Annotated in this window: 16 protein-coding genes; 7 read left to right on the top strand and 9 right to left on the bottom strand. The window is 55.4% G+C overall.

What is annotated here, in order from left to right:
- Window positions 1-4 precede the first annotated feature (4 nt).
- Complete coding sequence (gene purT, locus ACQG22_RS14130) at window positions 5-1,183, bottom strand: formate-dependent phosphoribosylglycinamide formyltransferase (RefSeq protein ID WP_347480057.1); 1,179 nt, start codon at window positions 1,181-1,183, stop codon at window positions 5-7.
- A gap of 170 nt (window positions 1,184-1,353) precedes the next feature.
- Between purT and ACQG22_RS14125 the strand changes: the two genes are divergently transcribed.
- Both ACQG22_RS14125 and ptrB read left to right on the top strand, forming a co-directional pair.
- On the top strand, window positions 1,354-2,001 hold the full coding sequence (locus ACQG22_RS14125) for a tellurite resistance TerB family protein (RefSeq protein ID WP_248725405.1): 648 nt from the start codon (window positions 1,354-1,356) through the stop codon (window positions 1,999-2,001).
- An 85-nt stretch (window positions 2,002-2,086) separates the two neighbouring features.
- Window positions 2,087-4,147 carry an oligopeptidase B gene (ptrB, locus tag ACQG22_RS14120; protein WP_369706658.1) on the top strand — a complete coding sequence of 687 codons (2,061 nt, stop codon included), beginning with the start codon at window positions 2,087-2,089 and terminating at the stop codon, window positions 4,145-4,147.
- Here ptrB and exoX read toward each other — a convergent pair.
- The 3 genes from exoX to ACQG22_RS14105 all read right to left on the bottom strand — a co-directional run bounded on the left by exoX (window position 4,144) and on the right by ACQG22_RS14105 (window position 5,820).
- Window positions 4,144-4,806 carry an exodeoxyribonuclease X gene (gene exoX / locus ACQG22_RS14115; protein WP_020690817.1) on the bottom strand — a complete coding sequence of 221 codons (663 nt, stop codon included), beginning with the start codon at window positions 4,804-4,806 and terminating at the stop codon, window positions 4,144-4,146. The two genes, ptrB and exoX, sit on opposite strands and share 4 nt — an antisense overlap.
- 23 nt (window positions 4,807-4,829) lie before the next feature.
- Window positions 4,830-5,480 (bottom strand): carbon-nitrogen hydrolase family protein, encoded by a 651-nt coding sequence (locus ACQG22_RS14110; RefSeq protein ID WP_347480056.1) that lies wholly within the window; start codon window positions 5,478-5,480, stop codon window positions 4,830-4,832.
- A gap of 109 nt (window positions 5,481-5,589) precedes the next feature.
- Window positions 5,590-5,820: a DNA polymerase III subunit theta gene (locus ACQG22_RS14105; protein WP_013096102.1), complete on the bottom strand. Its 231-nt coding sequence runs from the start codon at window positions 5,818-5,820 to the stop codon at window positions 5,590-5,592.
- A gap of 137 nt (window positions 5,821-5,957) precedes the next feature.
- Here ACQG22_RS14105 and yobA point away from each other — a divergent pair, with 137 nt between their 5' ends.
- The 3 genes from yobA to ACQG22_RS14090 are packed head-to-tail and all read left to right on the top strand — an operon-like array spanning window position 5,958 to window position 7,555.
- Window positions 5,958-6,329: a CopC domain-containing protein YobA gene (gene yobA, locus ACQG22_RS14100; RefSeq protein WP_347480055.1), complete on the top strand. Its 372-nt coding sequence runs from the start codon at window positions 5,958-5,960 to the stop codon at window positions 6,327-6,329.
- A gap of 1 nt (window position 6,330) precedes the next feature.
- Window positions 6,331-7,200: a copper homeostasis membrane protein CopD gene (gene copD, locus ACQG22_RS14095; RefSeq protein WP_347480054.1), complete on the top strand. Its 870-nt coding sequence runs from the start codon at window positions 6,331-6,333 to the stop codon at window positions 7,198-7,200.
- Between the two features lie 16 nt (window positions 7,201-7,216).
- On the top strand, window positions 7,217-7,555 hold the full coding sequence (locus tag ACQG22_RS14090; RefSeq protein WP_013096105.1) for a YebY family protein: 339 nt from the start codon (window positions 7,217-7,219) through the stop codon (window positions 7,553-7,555).
- Between the two features lie 406 nt (window positions 7,556-7,961).
- Here ACQG22_RS14090 and ACQG22_RS14085 read toward each other — a convergent pair whose 3' ends face one another.
- Window positions 7,962-8,903, bottom strand: coding sequence for a VirK/YbjX family protein (locus tag ACQG22_RS14085; protein WP_038419912.1), 942 nt, complete (start codon window positions 8,901-8,903; stop codon window positions 7,962-7,964).
- 166 nt (window positions 8,904-9,069) lie between these two features.
- On the opposite strand from ACQG22_RS14085, the gene pphA reads away from it, so the two are divergent.
- A complete protein-coding gene (gene pphA / locus ACQG22_RS14080; RefSeq protein WP_023620457.1) occupies window positions 9,070-9,714 on the top strand; it encodes a protein-serine/threonine phosphatase in 645 nt (214 codons plus the stop codon).
- A gap of 33 nt (window positions 9,715-9,747) precedes the next feature.
- On the opposite strand, the gene ACQG22_RS14075 is transcribed toward pphA, so the two are convergent.
- The 4 genes from ACQG22_RS14075 to yebS all read right to left on the bottom strand — a co-directional run bounded on the left by ACQG22_RS14075 (window position 9,748) and on the right by yebS (window position 15,497).
- Window positions 9,748-9,987, bottom strand: coding sequence for a YebV family protein (locus ACQG22_RS14075; protein ID WP_013096113.1), 240 nt, complete (start codon window positions 9,985-9,987; stop codon window positions 9,748-9,750).
- A 105-nt stretch (window positions 9,988-10,092) separates the two neighbouring features.
- Complete coding sequence (gene rsmF, locus ACQG22_RS14070; protein WP_347480011.1) at window positions 10,093-11,535, bottom strand: 16S rRNA (cytosine(1407)-C(5))-methyltransferase RsmF; 1,443 nt, start codon at window positions 11,533-11,535, stop codon at window positions 10,093-10,095.
- A gap of 76 nt (window positions 11,536-11,611) precedes the next feature.
- Window positions 11,612-14,245 carry a PqiB family protein gene (locus ACQG22_RS14065; RefSeq protein ID WP_038419908.1) on the bottom strand — a complete coding sequence of 878 codons (2,634 nt, stop codon included), beginning with the start codon at window positions 14,243-14,245 and terminating at the stop codon, window positions 11,612-11,614.
- Entirely contained in the window at window positions 14,214-15,497 is a 1,284-nt protein-coding gene (gene yebS / locus ACQG22_RS14060; protein WP_038984489.1) for a membrane integrity lipid transport subunit YebS, read from the bottom strand. The genes ACQG22_RS14065 and yebS overlap by 32 nt, the downstream gene beginning before the upstream one ends.
- A 132-nt stretch (window positions 15,498-15,629) precedes the next feature.
- On the opposite strand from yebS, the gene ACQG22_RS14055 reads away from it, so the two are divergent.
- A complete protein-coding gene (locus ACQG22_RS14055; RefSeq protein ID WP_040020000.1) occupies window positions 15,630-16,127 on the top strand; it encodes a GAF domain-containing protein in 498 nt (165 codons plus the stop codon).
- Window positions 16,128-16,197: the final 70 nt, after the last annotated feature.

Genomic DNA, 16,197 nt, shown 5'->3' with positions numbered 1-16,197 from the left:
TTTTTTATCCGTTAACGCTAACCGCGGCAGCGGCAGCTTTCGCCCTTGCCACGGCATCATCCACGCTATCGCCAGTGGCTAATGCCACGCCCAGTCGACGCGTACCGTCGATCTCCGGTTTCCCGAACAGGCGAACCTGCAGACCTGCCCCAACCGCGCCTTCAACGTTGTCAAAGGTGATGTTCTGGCTGGTCAGTTGCGGGAGGATCACCGCCGAGGCGGCCGGACCATACTGGCGAATACCGCCAACCGGCAGGCCGAGGAACGCGCGCACGTGCAGGGCGAACTCGGAGAGATCCTGGGAAATCAGGGTCACCATCCCGGTATCGTGCGGGCGAGGGGACACTTCGCTGAATATCACCTCATCACCGCAGACAAACAGTTCCACACCGAACAGGCCGTAACCGCCCAGCGCCAGCACCGTTTTACGGGCGATCTCCTGCGCGCGCGCCAGCGCCAGGGCACTCATCTGCTGCGGCTGCCAGGATTCACGGTAATCGCCATCCTCCTGACGGTGTCCAATCGGATCGCAGAAATGGACACCATCAACGGCACTGACGGTCAGGAGGGTAATTTCGAAATCAAACTTCACCACGCCTTCAACAATCACGCGACCGGCTCCGGCGCGACCGCCCTGTTGGGCATAATCCCATGCCTTGTCCAGCGTGCTGCTGTCGCGGATGAAGCTCTGCCCTTTACCGGAGGAGCTCATCACCGGCTTAATGATGCACGGATAGCCAATCTCCTCAACGGCCTGCAGGAAAGCAGCTTTATCGCCGGCAAAACGATAGCCAGAGGTGGGTAATCCCAGCTCTTCCGCCGCCAGGCGACGAATGCCTTCGCGATTCATGGTCAGCTTCGCGGCCTTTGCACAGGGCACCACGCGCTGGCCTTCCTGTTCAAGGGCAAGCAGCGTATCGGTGGCGATGGCTTCGATTTCCGGTACGACAAAATCCGGTTTCTCACGCGTAATTAGCTCGCGCAGGGCATCGCCATCCAGCATGTTAATCACATAAGAACGGTGGGCAACGTGCATGGCGGGTGCATCGGCGTACCGGTCTACGGCAATGACTTCCACGCCTAAACGCTGACACTCAATGGCGACCTCTTTGCCCAGTTCACCCGATCCCAACAGCATTACACGCGTCGCCGCAGTTCGCAGCGCGGTTCCTAAACGAGTCATAACAATCCCCCTGAAAAAGTTGCGCGCAGTATAAACGAAAACGTTTGCGTGTGTCTTGATCGGGGCCCGTGCGCGGGGAAGAAATTTGCGCTTCTTTAGCCCCGCCAGACATTTCCTGACGCCTGCTCGCTTACGCTGTGGAATATGTACACCGTTAAGTGAGGGAAACCATGTCTGGCTGGTTAAATCAATTGCAATCACTGTTAGGGCAGAAAACGTCGCCATCCGGCGAGCAGGGGCTGAGCAAACTGGTCCCCGGGGCGCTCGGCGGGCTGGCGGGCCTGCTGGTGGCGAATAAATCCTCGCGCAAGTTGCTGGCAAAATATGGCACCGGCGCGTTACTGGCCGGTGGCGGAGCCATTGCGGGCACGGTTCTGTGGAATAAATACAAGGACAGAGTACGAACCGCACATAGCGATGAACCCGATTATGGTCAGCACACATCACCGTTGGATCTGCGCACTGAACGGCTGATCCTTGCGCTGGTTTTTGCCGCGAAAAGTGACGGGCATATCGACGATAAAGAACGGTCGGCGATTGAGCAGCAGCTGCGGGAGGCCGGTGTGGAAGAGCAGGGCAGAACGCTGGTGGCTCAGGCCATCGAACAGCCGCTGGATCCGCAGCGCCTTGCGCAAAGCGTAAAGAATGAGGAGGAGGCGCTTGAACTTTATTTTTTAAGCTGTGCCGCCATTGATATTGACCACTTTATGGAGCGCAGCTACCTCAATGCCCTCGGCGACGCGTTGAAGATCCCTCAGGACGTGCGCGACAGCATTGAGAAGGATATCAGGGAGCAAAAACAGGCGTTAGCGGGTTAACTGTCACCGTCGCGGTCATGTTTCGCTTGCATCATGCGCGTGTTTTGCCAACCTTATAGGGTGTAAAACTCAAAAGAAACATGACATGCCACCAAAAGCCCGACGTACTCCTTATGCGATCACCACGCATGGCGATACGCGCATTGACAACTATTACTGGCTCCGGGACGATTCGCGTTCCCGGCCAGAGGTGCTCGACTATTTGCACGCGGAAAATGACTATGGCCGCAAGGTCATGGCCAGCCAGCAGGCGCTTCAGGATCAGTTGCTGAATGAAATGGTGCAGCGTATTCCCCAGCGCGATGTCTCCGCACCCTGGACCAAAAACGACTATCGTTATCGCCATATCTACGAGCCCGGTAACGAATATCCCATCTACCAGCGTCAGTCGGTGTTAAGCGCCGAGTGGGATGAATGGGATATTTTGCTGGATGCCAACCAGCGTGCTGCCCACAGCGAGTTTTATACGCTGGGCGGCATGTCGGTCTCGCCCGATAACGCCATTATGGCGCTGGCGGAAGATTACCTCTCCCGGCGTCAGTACGGCCTGCGTTTTCGCAATCTGGAAACCGGTAACTGGTACCCGGAGATGATTGCGAACGTTTCGCCGGATTTTGTCTGGGCGAATGATTCTGAAACCGTCTACTACGTGAAGAAACATGCCTCCACGCTGCTGCCTTATCAGGTATGGCGTCATACCGTTGGCACCAGTGCGGATGATGACGAGCTGGTCTACGAAGAGAAAGATGAAACGTTCTATGTCAGTCTGCATAAAACGTCGTCACGCCACTATGTGATTATCTTCCTCGCCAGCGCGACCACCTCTGAAGTTCTGCTCCTGGATGCCGAGCTGCCTGATGCGCAGCCGCTCTGCTTCCTGCCGCGTCGTAAAGATCATGAGTACAGCCTGGATCACTTCCAGCACAGCTTTTACCTGCGCTCTAACCGCGAGGGCAAAAACTTTGGCCTCTATAAAACCAAAGTACGCGATGAACGGAAATGGGAAGTGCTCATTCCTGCGCGGGAACAGGTGATGCTCGAAGGATTTACCCTCTTTACCGACTGGCTGGTGGTGGAAGAGCGCCAGCGGGGGCTGACCAGCCTGCGGCAAATTAACCGCAAAACGCGGGAGGTCATCGGGATTGCGTTTGACGATCCGGCCTATGTTACGTGGATTGGGTTTAATCCCGAGCCGGAATCGTCCCGCTTGCGCTATGGCTACTCGTCAATGACCACGCCGGATACGCTGTTTGAGCTGGACATGGAGACCGGCCAACGTCAGGTGCTTAAGCAGTCTGAGGTAAAAGGGTTTGATTCCGATAACTACCGAAGCGAACACCTGTGGGTCACCGCCCGGGATGGCGTTGAGGTGCCCGTCTCGCTCGTCTATCACAAGGCGCATTTCCAGAAAGGGAAAAACCCGATCCTGGTCTACGGGTATGGATCCTACGGCTCAAGCATGGATGCCGATTTCAGCAGCAGCAGATTAAGCCTGCTCGATCGTGGCTTTGTTTTCGCCATCGCCCACGTGCGCGGTGGTGGCGAGCTGGGCCAGCACTGGTACGAAGACGGGAAATTCCTGAAGAAGAAAAACACCTTTAACGACTACCTCGACGTCTGCGATGCGCTAATAGAACAGGGTTATGGCGATCCGCAGCTCTGCTTTGGCATGGGCGGCAGTGCGGGAGGGCTGCTGATGGGGGCGGCCATTAACCAGCGTCCTGACCGCTTCAAAGGGGTCATCGCGCAGGTTCCGTTTGTCGACGTGGTGACCACGATGCTGGATGAGTCTATTCCGCTGACGACCGGTGAGTTTGAAGAGTGGGGGAATCCTCAGGACGAGATCTATTACCGCTACATGAAAGAGTACAGCCCGTACGATAACGTGGAAGCTAAAGCCTATCCGCACATGCTGGTGACCACCGGTCTGCACGATTCACAGGTGCAATACTGGGAGCCCGCAAAGTGGGTGGCGAAGCTGCGTGAGCTGAAAACTGATAATAACCTGCTGCTACTCTGTACCGACATGGACTCCGGACACGGCGGGAAATCGGGACGATTCAAATCGTATGAAGGGGTCGCGCTGGAGTATGCCTTTTTGATTGGCCTGGCGCAGGAAACGCTGCCAGGCCGTGCCGGAAGTTAAGCTTCACCCAGATAGTGCTTGAGCGTTAAGCGAAGCTCCGGGCTCATTTTGTCGAGGTTGTTATACAGCCAGCGCAGGTAGCCCGGATCTTTATCGGCGATATCGGACACCGCTTTGCCGCGGTATTTGCCAAAGGTGAAGGTGGTCATAAGCGCCGGTCGCCCGGTGATCGTTGCCATATCATCCGGTGTCCAGCCAGAGGTATTCATAATATCTATGAGTAGCGCCGCGGTAATATAGCAGTCGTACAGGGCGCGGTGATGATGCAGCCCCTCGGGCGTTCTGACGCTGAGCTTACGCGATTTATACAGCGCCATATTGCTGTATTTGATCCCCGGCCACAGACGACGCGCCAGCTTCATGGTGCAAATCCATTCGCCGGGCATCTCGGGCAGTACCCGGCGGTCAAAGCTGGCGTTGTGCGCGACATACCACGGGCTACCGTAATAGTGCGGAATGACCTCTTCAATCCAGGGTTTATCCGCCACCATCGATTCTGTAATGCGATGAATGGCCATCGCCTGCGGGCTAATCGGGCGGTCGGGACGCACCAGATGGCTCATGGGATTGACGATTTTACCGTCAATGACGTCAACAGACGCCACTTCCACTATTCCGCCCTGAAGATCGCAAGTTTCGGTATCGATGACGCGCAGCATTGAACGCTCCTGAGCTAAAACGCTTAGCCTAAAGGAATGATATCGCCTTGCCAACCCTGTCGGCCCAGAGATCCGGTCAATAATAGTTCGCCCTTATCCGCACGGACAATCAGCTGGCCTTTTTCATCCCACAGCGCGCTACCGCCACGGGCGTTCGCCATTAACACGGCAATGGCATACCTGTGCGCGAAGCGCTGCAACGTGTTGATGGACTGGCGCCAGCGGGTATCGCCCACGGACTGACAGCTGGTGAATAGCGTCGCCTGCGGATCCAGATTTGGGGAATCGGCATGCGTATCAACAATCGTCAGCTGTTTATCACCCGGCACCAGGCTGGCTCCACTTCCCTGGGGGTAGCGCAGGATGCTGTGCCGGGATGGCGAAAACAGGGCGAGGCCCTTTACGCGCTGACCATTCAGATCAAGGGGCAGACCGGCAATGATGGTGATCCGGTAACGCTTTGCGGCGGCCAGCAAGGGGGTCAGCTGTGCGTCATCGGGTGGTGGAGGTAGGTCCGTCCTTCCCGGTCCTGTTAACGAGAGTTCAGGAAAGACCAGGAGATCGCAGCGCTGTTTTGCCGCTTCCGCAACGAAACGGAGGTGGTGCGCTACGTGGTCATCTACACTGTGATGCTGCCCGGCATACTGGGCGGCGGCAATATTCCATTGTGACATCGTGACTTCCTTATACACAGAGTCGCAGGATTTAAGAATACACCTAAACTAATCAGGGTTTTCTTATCCTGGCATATTCCGCGTAAGGAAGTGTAACGAGTCGTTAAGCTTATTTAACTTTAGGTTCGTACGGCAAACGAGAGAGATTGACCGACGCGAGTCGGTGCGCAATCAAACGTTCGCGGAACCAGTCACGCAGATGGGCGGGTTGCTCACGTTCCACCACCTCAGCCACGATTGGCATGTTGTAACGCTCTTTAAACGCGACACCTGCGGCAGCGAGATCGACATTCACTTTATCCATCTCGTCCTGAGGAAGGGCAGCCAGATTAATCTTCATTACCTTCTCCTTTTTATGCGGCGGCAACGTTACCGCGATTGCACGATGATGACAAGCGGAGGAGGGATGATCCTCGACTCGATTATTATACAGCGTTATTCTTTAGCATACAGGCATAACAAAAAGGAATGATTGCGATGGGTTTATCCGTTTCCCGCGCGGTATGCGCGCTGGCTTTTCTCTTCTCTTCCGTTACAGCGACCCCGGTGCTGGCGCATGCGCACCTCCAGCAACAAATCCCGGCAGCCGATAGCCAGGTAGCAGCTCCTCAGGCGCTTACCCTGAATTTTTCCGAAGGCATTGAACCCGGATTCAGCGGTGTCGTGGTGAAGGATGCACAGGGGAACGTGGTTAAAACCGGGGATATTCAGCGTGACGAGCAGAATAAGGCCCAGTTTAATGTTCCGCTGGAGCAGACGCTGGTGACCGGCACGTACCAGGTTGACTGGCATGTGGTCTCGGTAGATGGTCACAAAACCAAAGGCAGCTATCGCTTCAGCGTGAAATAATATGCTGGCCTTCATCTACGTGGGGTTGCGCTTTATCCATTTCGGCGCGCTGATGCTGATTTTTGGTAATGCGCTGTATAGCGTCTGGTTCGCGCCGTCTTCTTTGTACCGTCTGATGTCCTGTCGTTTTCAGGTGCAGCAGCAGATTGCGGCGCTGGTCAGTCTGTTGTCGGCGCTCCTGATGTTCATGATCCAGGCGGGGCTCATGGGCAACGGCTGGGGAGACGTGTTTAACCCGAACGTCTGGCAGAGCGTGCTGGCAACGCAGTTTGGTAGCGTGTGGCTGTGGCAAATTATCCTGGGTGCAATTGCGGCCTGTGTCGCCTGGCTTGCGCCTCAAAAAGGATCGCGACTCTTGCTGCTCGCCATGGGGCAATTTGTCCTGCTGGCAGGCGTAGGGCATGCGGCAATGAACGACGGTGCAGCGGGGGCGTTGCAGCGTATCAATCACGCTCTGCATCTGCTCTGTGCCGCCACCTGGGTTGGCGGCCTCCTGCCGCTGCTGTATTGCATGCATCTGGCGAAAGGGCGCTGGCGGGTTGCGGCAATTTACACCATGATGCGCTTCTCTCGCGTGGGGCATTATGCCGTAGCGGGGGTAGTGCTTACCGGCGCGATCAATGGGCTCTTTATTCTGGGCATCACGTTGCCCTGGCACACGGGCTACGTGCAACTTTTGTTGTTCAAATGTGCGCTGGTGGCATTGATGGTGGTAATTGCGCTGGTGAATCGGTATTTTCTGGTGCCACGGTTTGGTGCCCACATCGGGCGCGAACAACAGATTTTTATCAGGATGACACAGGCAGAGGTGGTGCTGGGGGCGTTGGTGCTGGCAACAGTCAGTCTGTTCGCGACCTGGGAACCCTTTTGACAAGGTTAAAAAGCATATGAAAAAGACAGTACTTTCTCTCTTATTGTTGGCCTGCACGGGTAGCGCGCTGGCGGCACCACAGGTTATCACCGTCAGCCGTTTTGAAGTGGGTAAGGATAAGTGGGCGTTCAATCGTGAAGAGGTGATGCTGACCTGCCGTCCGGGTCATGCGCTGTATGCCATCAACCCAAGCACGCTGGTGCAATACCCGTTAAACGACGCGGCCGAACAGCAGGTCGCCAGCGGTAAGAGCAGCGGACAGCCTATCAGCGTTATCCAGATAGACGATCCGTCCAGCCCGGGGCAGAAAATGAGTCTGGCGCCGTTTATCGAGCGCGCTGACAAGCTCTGCTAGCTTTCGGTTTCCAGTAAAAAAAACCGCAGTGGCTTGCGAAAGCACTGCGGTTTTTCATATTTATTGATGTTTTGACGCTTTTTTTCCGGCCGCTTTAGCTGTGGACTGGAAAACCTGGCGTCGTCATCTATTCTTAAAAGGCAAGGCGACTTAGCCTGCATTAATGCCAACTTTTAGCGCACGGCTCTCTCCCAAGAGCCATTTCCCTGGACCGAATACAGGAATCGTATTCGGTCTCTTTTTATCTGATTGAAAGTAGCGACAAAATCCACTTATCGACTTTCTCAGAAGGGACACTTCCAGTGAACCGCCTTCAACCATACCACACTACGGCAGGCGGAAGTCCAGCCCTTTTTGACGGTTTTGTTAAATTTTTGTATGTGGTTGGCAAAAGCAAGACGCAGGGTTAAAAGCGGGCGTTAATGGCCGTTTTAATTTCATCAAGCAGCTCAAAGCGGCGGCGATATTCTGCCCGTTTCTTACTGGCAATCTCGTCCAGGGATTTACGCGCCATCTCAAGTGGCAACTGCCAGCAGAAGGTCGAGCGTTTCTTACCGTCCAGGGTTTCCCAAAACTCATCGTAGCTGGCGTGGAAATGACGGCCTTTGCTCAGGCGATAACGCAACGCGCGGAAAACATGGCCCTCATCACTGACGGCATAAATGGCGCGGATGTTTGACTGTGCGACCAGCTGGAAAATCACTTCCATCAATACGCGTTTTGGGAACAGACCGTGGCAGGCGCGGGTAGCCTGTTTTATCACATCGCGCGTGACGCCACGGCGAGGCCCCTGAAGACCGCCGATCACCAGTACCCGTTGTCCCGCGCTGTGCGCAACAGTGAAGGTCAGGCTTGCGAGTAAGGTATTCTCGTCATCGCGCAGCCACAGTGTGCTTTCACCTTCGCGCTCGGCTTTGTGAGCGGAGGAGGCGTTGACGGTATAGAGCACTTCATTTTTAGCCCTGAACTGCACGACAGGTTGCTCCTGAGAGCTGGTCAGCGCATGGGCGAGTAGGGGGTCTTTCAGACCATCAATCCAGTGGTAGTGGCTGACGATCGCGTCAGCACGGTCGCCGGCATTCAGGCCGCGCATCAAGTACTGGCGGTGGGTTTTACTGGGTAACGTGATTTGCGCGGCCAGCAGTCGATCAAAGTCATCCCGGCCAGAGAGTGCCTCAAGCATGCGTCGGGTAGAAGACCAGAACAGAAGCGAGCGTAACAGGAATTTCAGCCGATACTCACGCTTTTTCCAGATGGGGCCCGGAACGCATCTTCCGTTGACCAGGTCGGAAATAATATGTGTACGATGCGGATAGAGCACATCGTTATGCAGGTGAGTATTGGACACGTTGAAACCTCTCTTTTATTTAGCGCTTATTTTAAAGGCCCGATAAAAAGGGATTAATAGCGCGGGAAGGTTTATTTCCGTTTGGTTTAGCGTTTGTTTGGCTTTGTGATGCCCGGCGCTGATATTTGCATTTTCTGATGCGGCTATACTTATTCAGGGAGGCCTTATGTATCAGCGAATCGATGGTGGAAAGTGGCGTCACGTCTGGGTTGTGAGCGATATACACGGTTGCTATCAGTGGCTGTTGGACGAACTGAAACGCCGCCGTTTTAATCCTTATGAGGATTTGCTGATCTCCGTTGGGGATTTGATTGATCGTGGCCCTGACAGCGTTAAGTGCCTGCAACTGATCAATGAAAAATGGTTTCGCGCAGTCCGGGGGAACCATGAGCAAATGGCAATCGACAGCGTGGAAAATAATGACTTTGCGCTCTGGTTGATGAATGGTGGAAGCTGGTTTTCGCAGCTTGGTGATTCGCAACAGCAGCAGGCGCTGACCCTGTTAGAAGCGTGCCGACAGTTGCCGCTGATTATTGAGATAACCTGCACAAACGGCCTGAATGTCATTGCTCATGCTGACTATCCGGCAGCGGAATATCGCTGGCAGCAGCCGGTGAGCGCTGAGCGGGTGCTGTGGGATCGGGATCGGCTAATGGGGTTTATGGCAGGAAAAGGGCAGGGAATTCGCGGGGCGGATCACTTCTGGTTTGGTCATACGCCGCTGGATAAGCGATATGATTTTGACAACCTGCACTACATTGATACCGGCGCGGTGTTTGACGGCTATTTCACGCTGGCGCAGCTGCAGTAATAAATAACCCGCCTTCGGGCGGGTTCTCTCTGGTCAGGCAAGACGCATGACCCAGGCATCGGTTTTACTATCGTAATGCTCGCGGTAAAGGACGGAATGTTCGCCATCAAGGATTGCCGGAACGCTGGTGTCGGCATCCCAGGCATCCAGTTGCATACACAAATCCGGGTCGGATTTGCAGGGAATACTTAACGTTCGTTCGCCCTGTGTTTCGCCGCGCAACTCTGCGTCGTCGATTTCAAAAGCGCCAATTCGCACGCTGGTTTTCGTCATAATGCTCTCCGGGTGTGTTGTCAAAATCTGGTATGACCAGTACAGCCATCCATTTTTGATCGTAGACAAGGAGAGCAAAATCGCCAGTAAAAAAGTGCGCTTTTTTTAGTCGGCGCGATCGTTACCGGTAAACAGGCGACCATCGCGCACCAGTTCGCGTGGATAGCTGTTTTTCAGACGCGAACCCACTTTCTTTGCCAGTCCCAGCGGGTATCCCTGGTACGTCACCACGACGTCATCCTGAGAAGGGGCCGTTTCCGGATACACATCGCGCCCCCGGTACCACTCTTCAGCTTCCTGATGCGTCAATGCGAAGGTGTTAGACGTGCCGGCAAGGGCAATGACCGCCTCGTGCTGCCAGCGATAGCCCTTGTTATGCACCTCCGCCAGGCGGATCCCGATTCGGGAAAAACGAACTTTGCCGATAAGCGGTTCGATGTTCGCCGGGAAAAGCCAAATCTCTTTATCGCGCTGCCAGAGGTGAAGATCGTCATTCCAGTTCAGTCCGGCTTTGCGGGCTGCGGTGGTGACCTGCTCTGCTTCACGGCTCTTCAGCGGTGTGAAGGGGAAATTACCGACCTTAAATGTTGGCGCGGGCAGTGGTGTGATGGCGGCAGTTTTACGCAGACGGGCGACAAAAAAACCTTCGCAGTCATAAATCTGCGGGAATACGTGGAGGAAACCTTCCGGGGTGATGGCGTCTTCAGCAGAGGCAAATAAGTCATTCAGTGGCAGAAACTCAACCGCATCGGGGTATTGCGCTTTCAGCCACAGGCAGACGTCTTCGTTTTCATCACGGTTTAACGTGCAGGTGGAATAAACCAGCGTACCGCCTGGACGAAGGGCATGAAACGCGCTGTCGATCAGTTCGCGCTGCGTTGCGGCAATGTCGAGGTTGCTTTCAACTGACCAGTTTTTTAGCGCATCGGGATCTTTGCGTACCACGCCTTCACCGGAGCAGGGGGCGTCCAGCAGGATGGCGTCAAACGCTTCCGGCAGGGCGGCGCCAAACACGCGTCCGTCGAAATGCGTCAGGGCAACATTCTGAATGCCGCAGCGGCTGATGTTGGCATGCAGCACCTTCACGCGGCTGGCTGAAAACTCATTGGCGAGAATGGCCCCGCGGTTAGCCATGCGGGCGGCAATCTGCGTGGTTTTTGAACCGGGGGCGGCAGCCACATCCATGACCCGTTCAGGCGCGTTGCCATCGGCAAACAGCGCAGCAACCGGCAGCATTGAGCTGGCTTCCTGAATATAAAACAGACCGCTCAAATGCTCGGCGGTACTGCCCAGCGGCAGTGACGCTTCGTCCTCCCGTTCGATCCAGAAACCCTCTTCACACCACGGCACGGGCGTGAGCTGCCAGTGGTAAGGTGATACCAGCGCAAGGAAATCCGCGACGCTGATTTTCAGCGTGTTGACGCGAATACTCCGGCGTAACGGTCGCTGACAGGCGGCGATAAAATCGTCTAACGAGAGGTGAGAAGGAAGCGCCTCGCGCATCTGCGCCAGGAATTGTTCAGGAAGATATACGGAGTTTTGAGCCACGGGCACACCACAGGGAAAAGTTCAGGTGCGCAGTGTAACATAAAGGCTCCGGTGCGTTGATACCGGAGCCCTGAGATTAACGCGGCAGGGCGGTTCCCCACTCACGCCACTCTTTAGGTTCGCTTTCGAGCAGCAGGAAGTGTTTGCCCGGCTGTGCTTTCGGCGCCAGCGGTGTACCCGGCGGCGTGGCGAAAGCAATACCGCCGCGAATAAACTGGTTGAACGTACCGGTTTTCACCACGCCGCCCGTCAGGCCGAAGTCCAGCGAATAGCCAGAGGCCAGCCAGAACACCGAGTTATTCCGTACCAGATGCTGGTAACGATCGCTGATGCGTAACGCCACCATCACGCGGTCGGAGAGCGTGCCGAGCGTCAGGCCGGTCACCGTTCCCACTTCAATACCGCGGAACAGGACTGGCGTGCCGATGCTAAGCGAGCCGGCTTCCGGTACCTCCACCACAATGCTCAGACCATCAAGATAGCGCGAGTCGGTGATGGTGGCTTCCTGCAGTTCAAAATCACGACGCGCGTTGCCACGGCCAGGCTCGACGTTAATATACGGCTGCAGGATGGTGTCGAGATGCTCAACGCCCGCGGCCGAGATCTGCGGCGTCACCACGGAGAAACGCGTGCCTGAACGGGCAAACGTCTGCACATATTCCGGATAAAGCACCGCGGTGGCCTGCACTTCATTGCGGGCGGTGATCAGCGTCAGCTTCTGGATCTGTCCGATATCAATGCCCAGGTAGCGGATAGGCATTCCTTCCGCCAGCTTTCCGGCATCGAAGGCGTGCAGGGTAATCTGCCCGCCAACCGCACGTGCAGCGGTTTCAGACGGGAAGAGGATACGCTTGTCACCCTTGCGCATATTTCCGCCCGCGCCGGGCAGGTTATCGAAGCTGATCGCCCCGCGCAGCGCGCGCGAGAGCGGGGAGGCCTGCACGGTCAGCCCGCTACCGTTAAGCTGAACTTTTGCGCCACCTTCTGCCCAGAAGACGCTGTTCGGGGTAAGCAGTTTGCGATACTCCGGCTTGATGTGCAGTTCAATATCAAAGGCGTCTGCACGAGGGCGAACGGTGATGACTTCCCCAACTTCAAACTTGCGATACAGCACGACCGAGCCTGCCTGAACGTCCGGCAGCGTTTCCGCACTTAACGTCAGCGTGGTGGTCGGCAGATCGCTCATGCTGTTTTCAATCGCTTTATCCAGATTGGCATACAGCGGATAGCTGTCGCGAACGGGACCTTTGCTGCCCGGCAGGATGCGGATCCCGCCGTTCACCCACTCGCTCGCACTGGCTCCGAGGAATTCAACGCCGTCCAGCCCGACCTTCACGTCTACGCGGCTGTTAACCACAAATTTGCTATCGCCATGCACCAGATTGCTGTATTGCGGATCGATTGCGGCGGAGAAGCTCACACCGTTTTCCGACAACGACCGCTCCAGCACCTGGCCTACCTGCACGCCGTGTAAGATCAGCGGCTGACCGGCTTCGATACCGTAACTTTCCGGCGCGTTCAGCGTAATGGTCACCACGCCGGGTTTTTGCAGCAGGGCTTTATCCGCCGGGGCAACCACAAAGGTGTTGCTGGGCTGGCCTTCGCCGGGGATCAACTCGAAGGTACTGCCTGTCAGGAGGCTGCTGATGCTGGCATCACTCAGGGACAGTTTCGGGCTGCGCATTTCGATACGCGTTTTTTCGCGCAGAAGATCCACCACGCTTGGGTCAACCGTCATCTCCCCGGTTACGGAACCGCCCGGATTGAGCGTCATTTTGGTGAGCTGACCGACCTCCAGACCCTGATACATCAGCGGCGTAGAACCGGCTTTTAACCCTTTGGCATCGGGCAGGGCAAGTTTGACGATCACGCCACGCTGGCTGTGCGCCAGGTCGGCATACAGGCCAAACGTGTCATCTGCGGCGGCAGGGCTGGAATTTTCCGGGGAGTCAAAGGCAATGGCACCATTGACCAGCGCGGCCAGACTTTCAAGCTTCACTTTCGCACCGCTGAGGCTTAGGTCAGCATCCACGCCGGAAACGTTCCAGAAACGGCTGCCTTTTTTCACCAGATTGGTAAAGCGACGCTCGATTAACACATCGATAGTCACCCCCTGCTTGTTGGGGTTGATGGCGTAATCGTACACCCGGCCCACCGGGATTTTACGGAAGTACACCAGCGAGCCGCTGTTGAGTGACCCTAAGTCCGGCGCCTGAAGGTGGATCATCAGATCCCCGTTATTGAGACGATATTTGGGCTGCGTATCAAGCGCCACAAAGTGATCCTGTGGCTCACCTTTACCCGGCATCATGCCGATATAGTTCCCGCCAACCAGCGCATCAAGACCGGACACCCCGGCCAGAGAGGCCTTTGGCGTGACCAGCCAGAACTGTGTTTCGCTGCGCAGCGCGTCCTGCATATCGGATTTGATGCTGGCCCGCACCTGAATCTTATTCAGCCCTTTTCCAAGGGAGATATCCTGGACGGTACCGACTTCCACCCCCTGGAAACGCACCGGGGTACGTCCGGCCACAATGCCGTCGGCAGACTGGAAATCAATGGTGATGGTACTTCCGCGATCTTCATAGCTCGTCCAGATAAGCCAGCCTGCAATCATCAGGGCGATGACAGGCAGCAACCAGAATGGCGAAATGCGGCGTTTTGTTTTAATTCTCGCTTCAGTCGGCGAAGCGGGGGTTTCCTGACTCATGTGCATCCCAAAGTAAGCGGCTATCCAGCCATTCCACAGCAAGAATAGTCAATATCACCGCAGAGCCGAAATAAAAAGCTGCGGGTCCCATTGTAAAAGCAAGTAGCTGGTCGCGGTTAATCAGCGACATCATCAACGAAATCACGAACAGATCCAACATCGACCAGCGGCCAATCCAGGTAACGAAGCGCAGGAGCAGGATACGGGTACGTAAGCCTTGCTCACATTTAAAGTGAATGCTGATGAGCAGGGTAAACATCACCACCACTTTGGTAAACGGCACCAGAATACTGGCGATAAACACAATTGCCGCCACGCCAATATTACTGTGCGCAAGGGAGATAATGCCCGAGAGGATGGTATCCTCCTGCCGCCCGCCATTCACGTAAATAATGGATATCGGCAACATGTTGGCAGGAAGCAGGAATATCAACGAGGCGATGAGGGCGGCCCAGCATTTTTGCAGGCTATTGTTGCGCCGCAGTCGCAAGGGAATATGGCAGCGTGGGCAGCGGCCGCGCGCATCGGGCAGCCCGGTGTAGTGGCAGCCCAGACAGACCCGGAGATTCTCGTCCGGGCGCGTGGCGGGGCGCTGCGGGTAAAATCGCTCCCAGAGCTGCTCAACGTTGAGATGGATCAGCGTCAGGATACTGAGCAATACCAGACAGATAAAAGCAAAGAGGCCGACACCCGGTTGCAGAAACGCGTAGTCTTGCACTTTTATGGAGGCCACGCCAACACCCACCAGATAGATATCCAGCATCACCCACTCTTTGAGTTTATCGAGCATCAGCAACACCGGGCGCAGGTTCATGCCGAGAATATTACCGAACCAGAGATACGCAATGGCGGCGACCAGCACCAGCGGTGCACCAACGGTACAGAAAAGCACCATGGCTGCGGTCACCGGATCGCCCTGGCGCGTCATCTGCCAGATCCCCTGCAGCACGTTGGCATCGATGCGCACGCCGAGCAGATAGAGCTTCAGCAGCGGCTCGCTCCAGGCAAAGGGCATCAACAGCAGCATGGTGACCGCCATGGCGGCGAGACGGGTTAATGACCAGTCGCGGCCGTCACGAATTTTGGCGTCGCAGCGGGGACAAAAGGCGCTTTGGTGCGATTTCATCTTCGGCAACATAAAAAGCGTATCGCACTGGGGGCAACGCTGATAATGTGCACGAGGCAAAGCTGCGCTTACCGTATGGACAGTTATCTTTTTTGTCGGCGTGATTTTGGTTGTTTTTAAGGCCATCAGTTGCGCACAAATAGGTATTGTTGAAAGTTATAATAACTCATGAATGGATTCATCTTGAGCATGAGCGTATTTAATGCTTATTTTAATAGGCTATGCGGTAATTTTGTAAGACAACTAAGTGATTGAAGAATGAACAAAACAGAATTCTACGCGGACCTGAACCGCGATTTTAAGGCATTGATGGCGGGTGAGACCAGCTTCTTAGCCACTCTGGCAAATACTAGCGCATTGCTGTTTGAACGTCTCTCTGACGTGAACTGGGCCGGTTTTTATCTTCTGGAAGGTGAAACGCTGGTGCTGGGGCCGTTCCAGGGCAAACTGGCCTGCGTGCGCATTCCGGTAGGCCGGGGTGTCTGCGGCACGGCAGTCGCCGAGAATCAGATACAGCGTGTGGAAGATGTGCATGCGTTTGACGGGCACATTGCCTGTGATGCCGCCAGTAATTCTGAAATCGTGCTGCCGCTGGTGGTAAAAAATCAGATTATTGGCGTTCTGGACATCGACAGTACGGTCTTCAGTCGCTTTACAATCGAGGACGAACAGGGGCTGCGCGAGCTGGTGGCGAATCTGGAAAACGTTCTTGCAGCAACCGATTATCAAAAATTCTTTGCGAGCGTCGCAGGATAATCAACGGATAACGTAGCATTTACTGATAGCGTCATTATAATGACGCCTGTTCATGCCTGCGCTTGTTGGC

The organism is Enterobacter cloacae complex sp. 309I3 (assembly GCF_050031595.1).
In the GTDB taxonomy this organism is placed as follows: domain Bacteria; phylum Pseudomonadota; class Gammaproteobacteria; order Enterobacterales; family Enterobacteriaceae; genus Enterobacter; species Enterobacter cloacae.
Note: the sequence above shows the minus strand (reverse complement) of the source record. Positions and strands in the feature narration are given on the sequence as shown.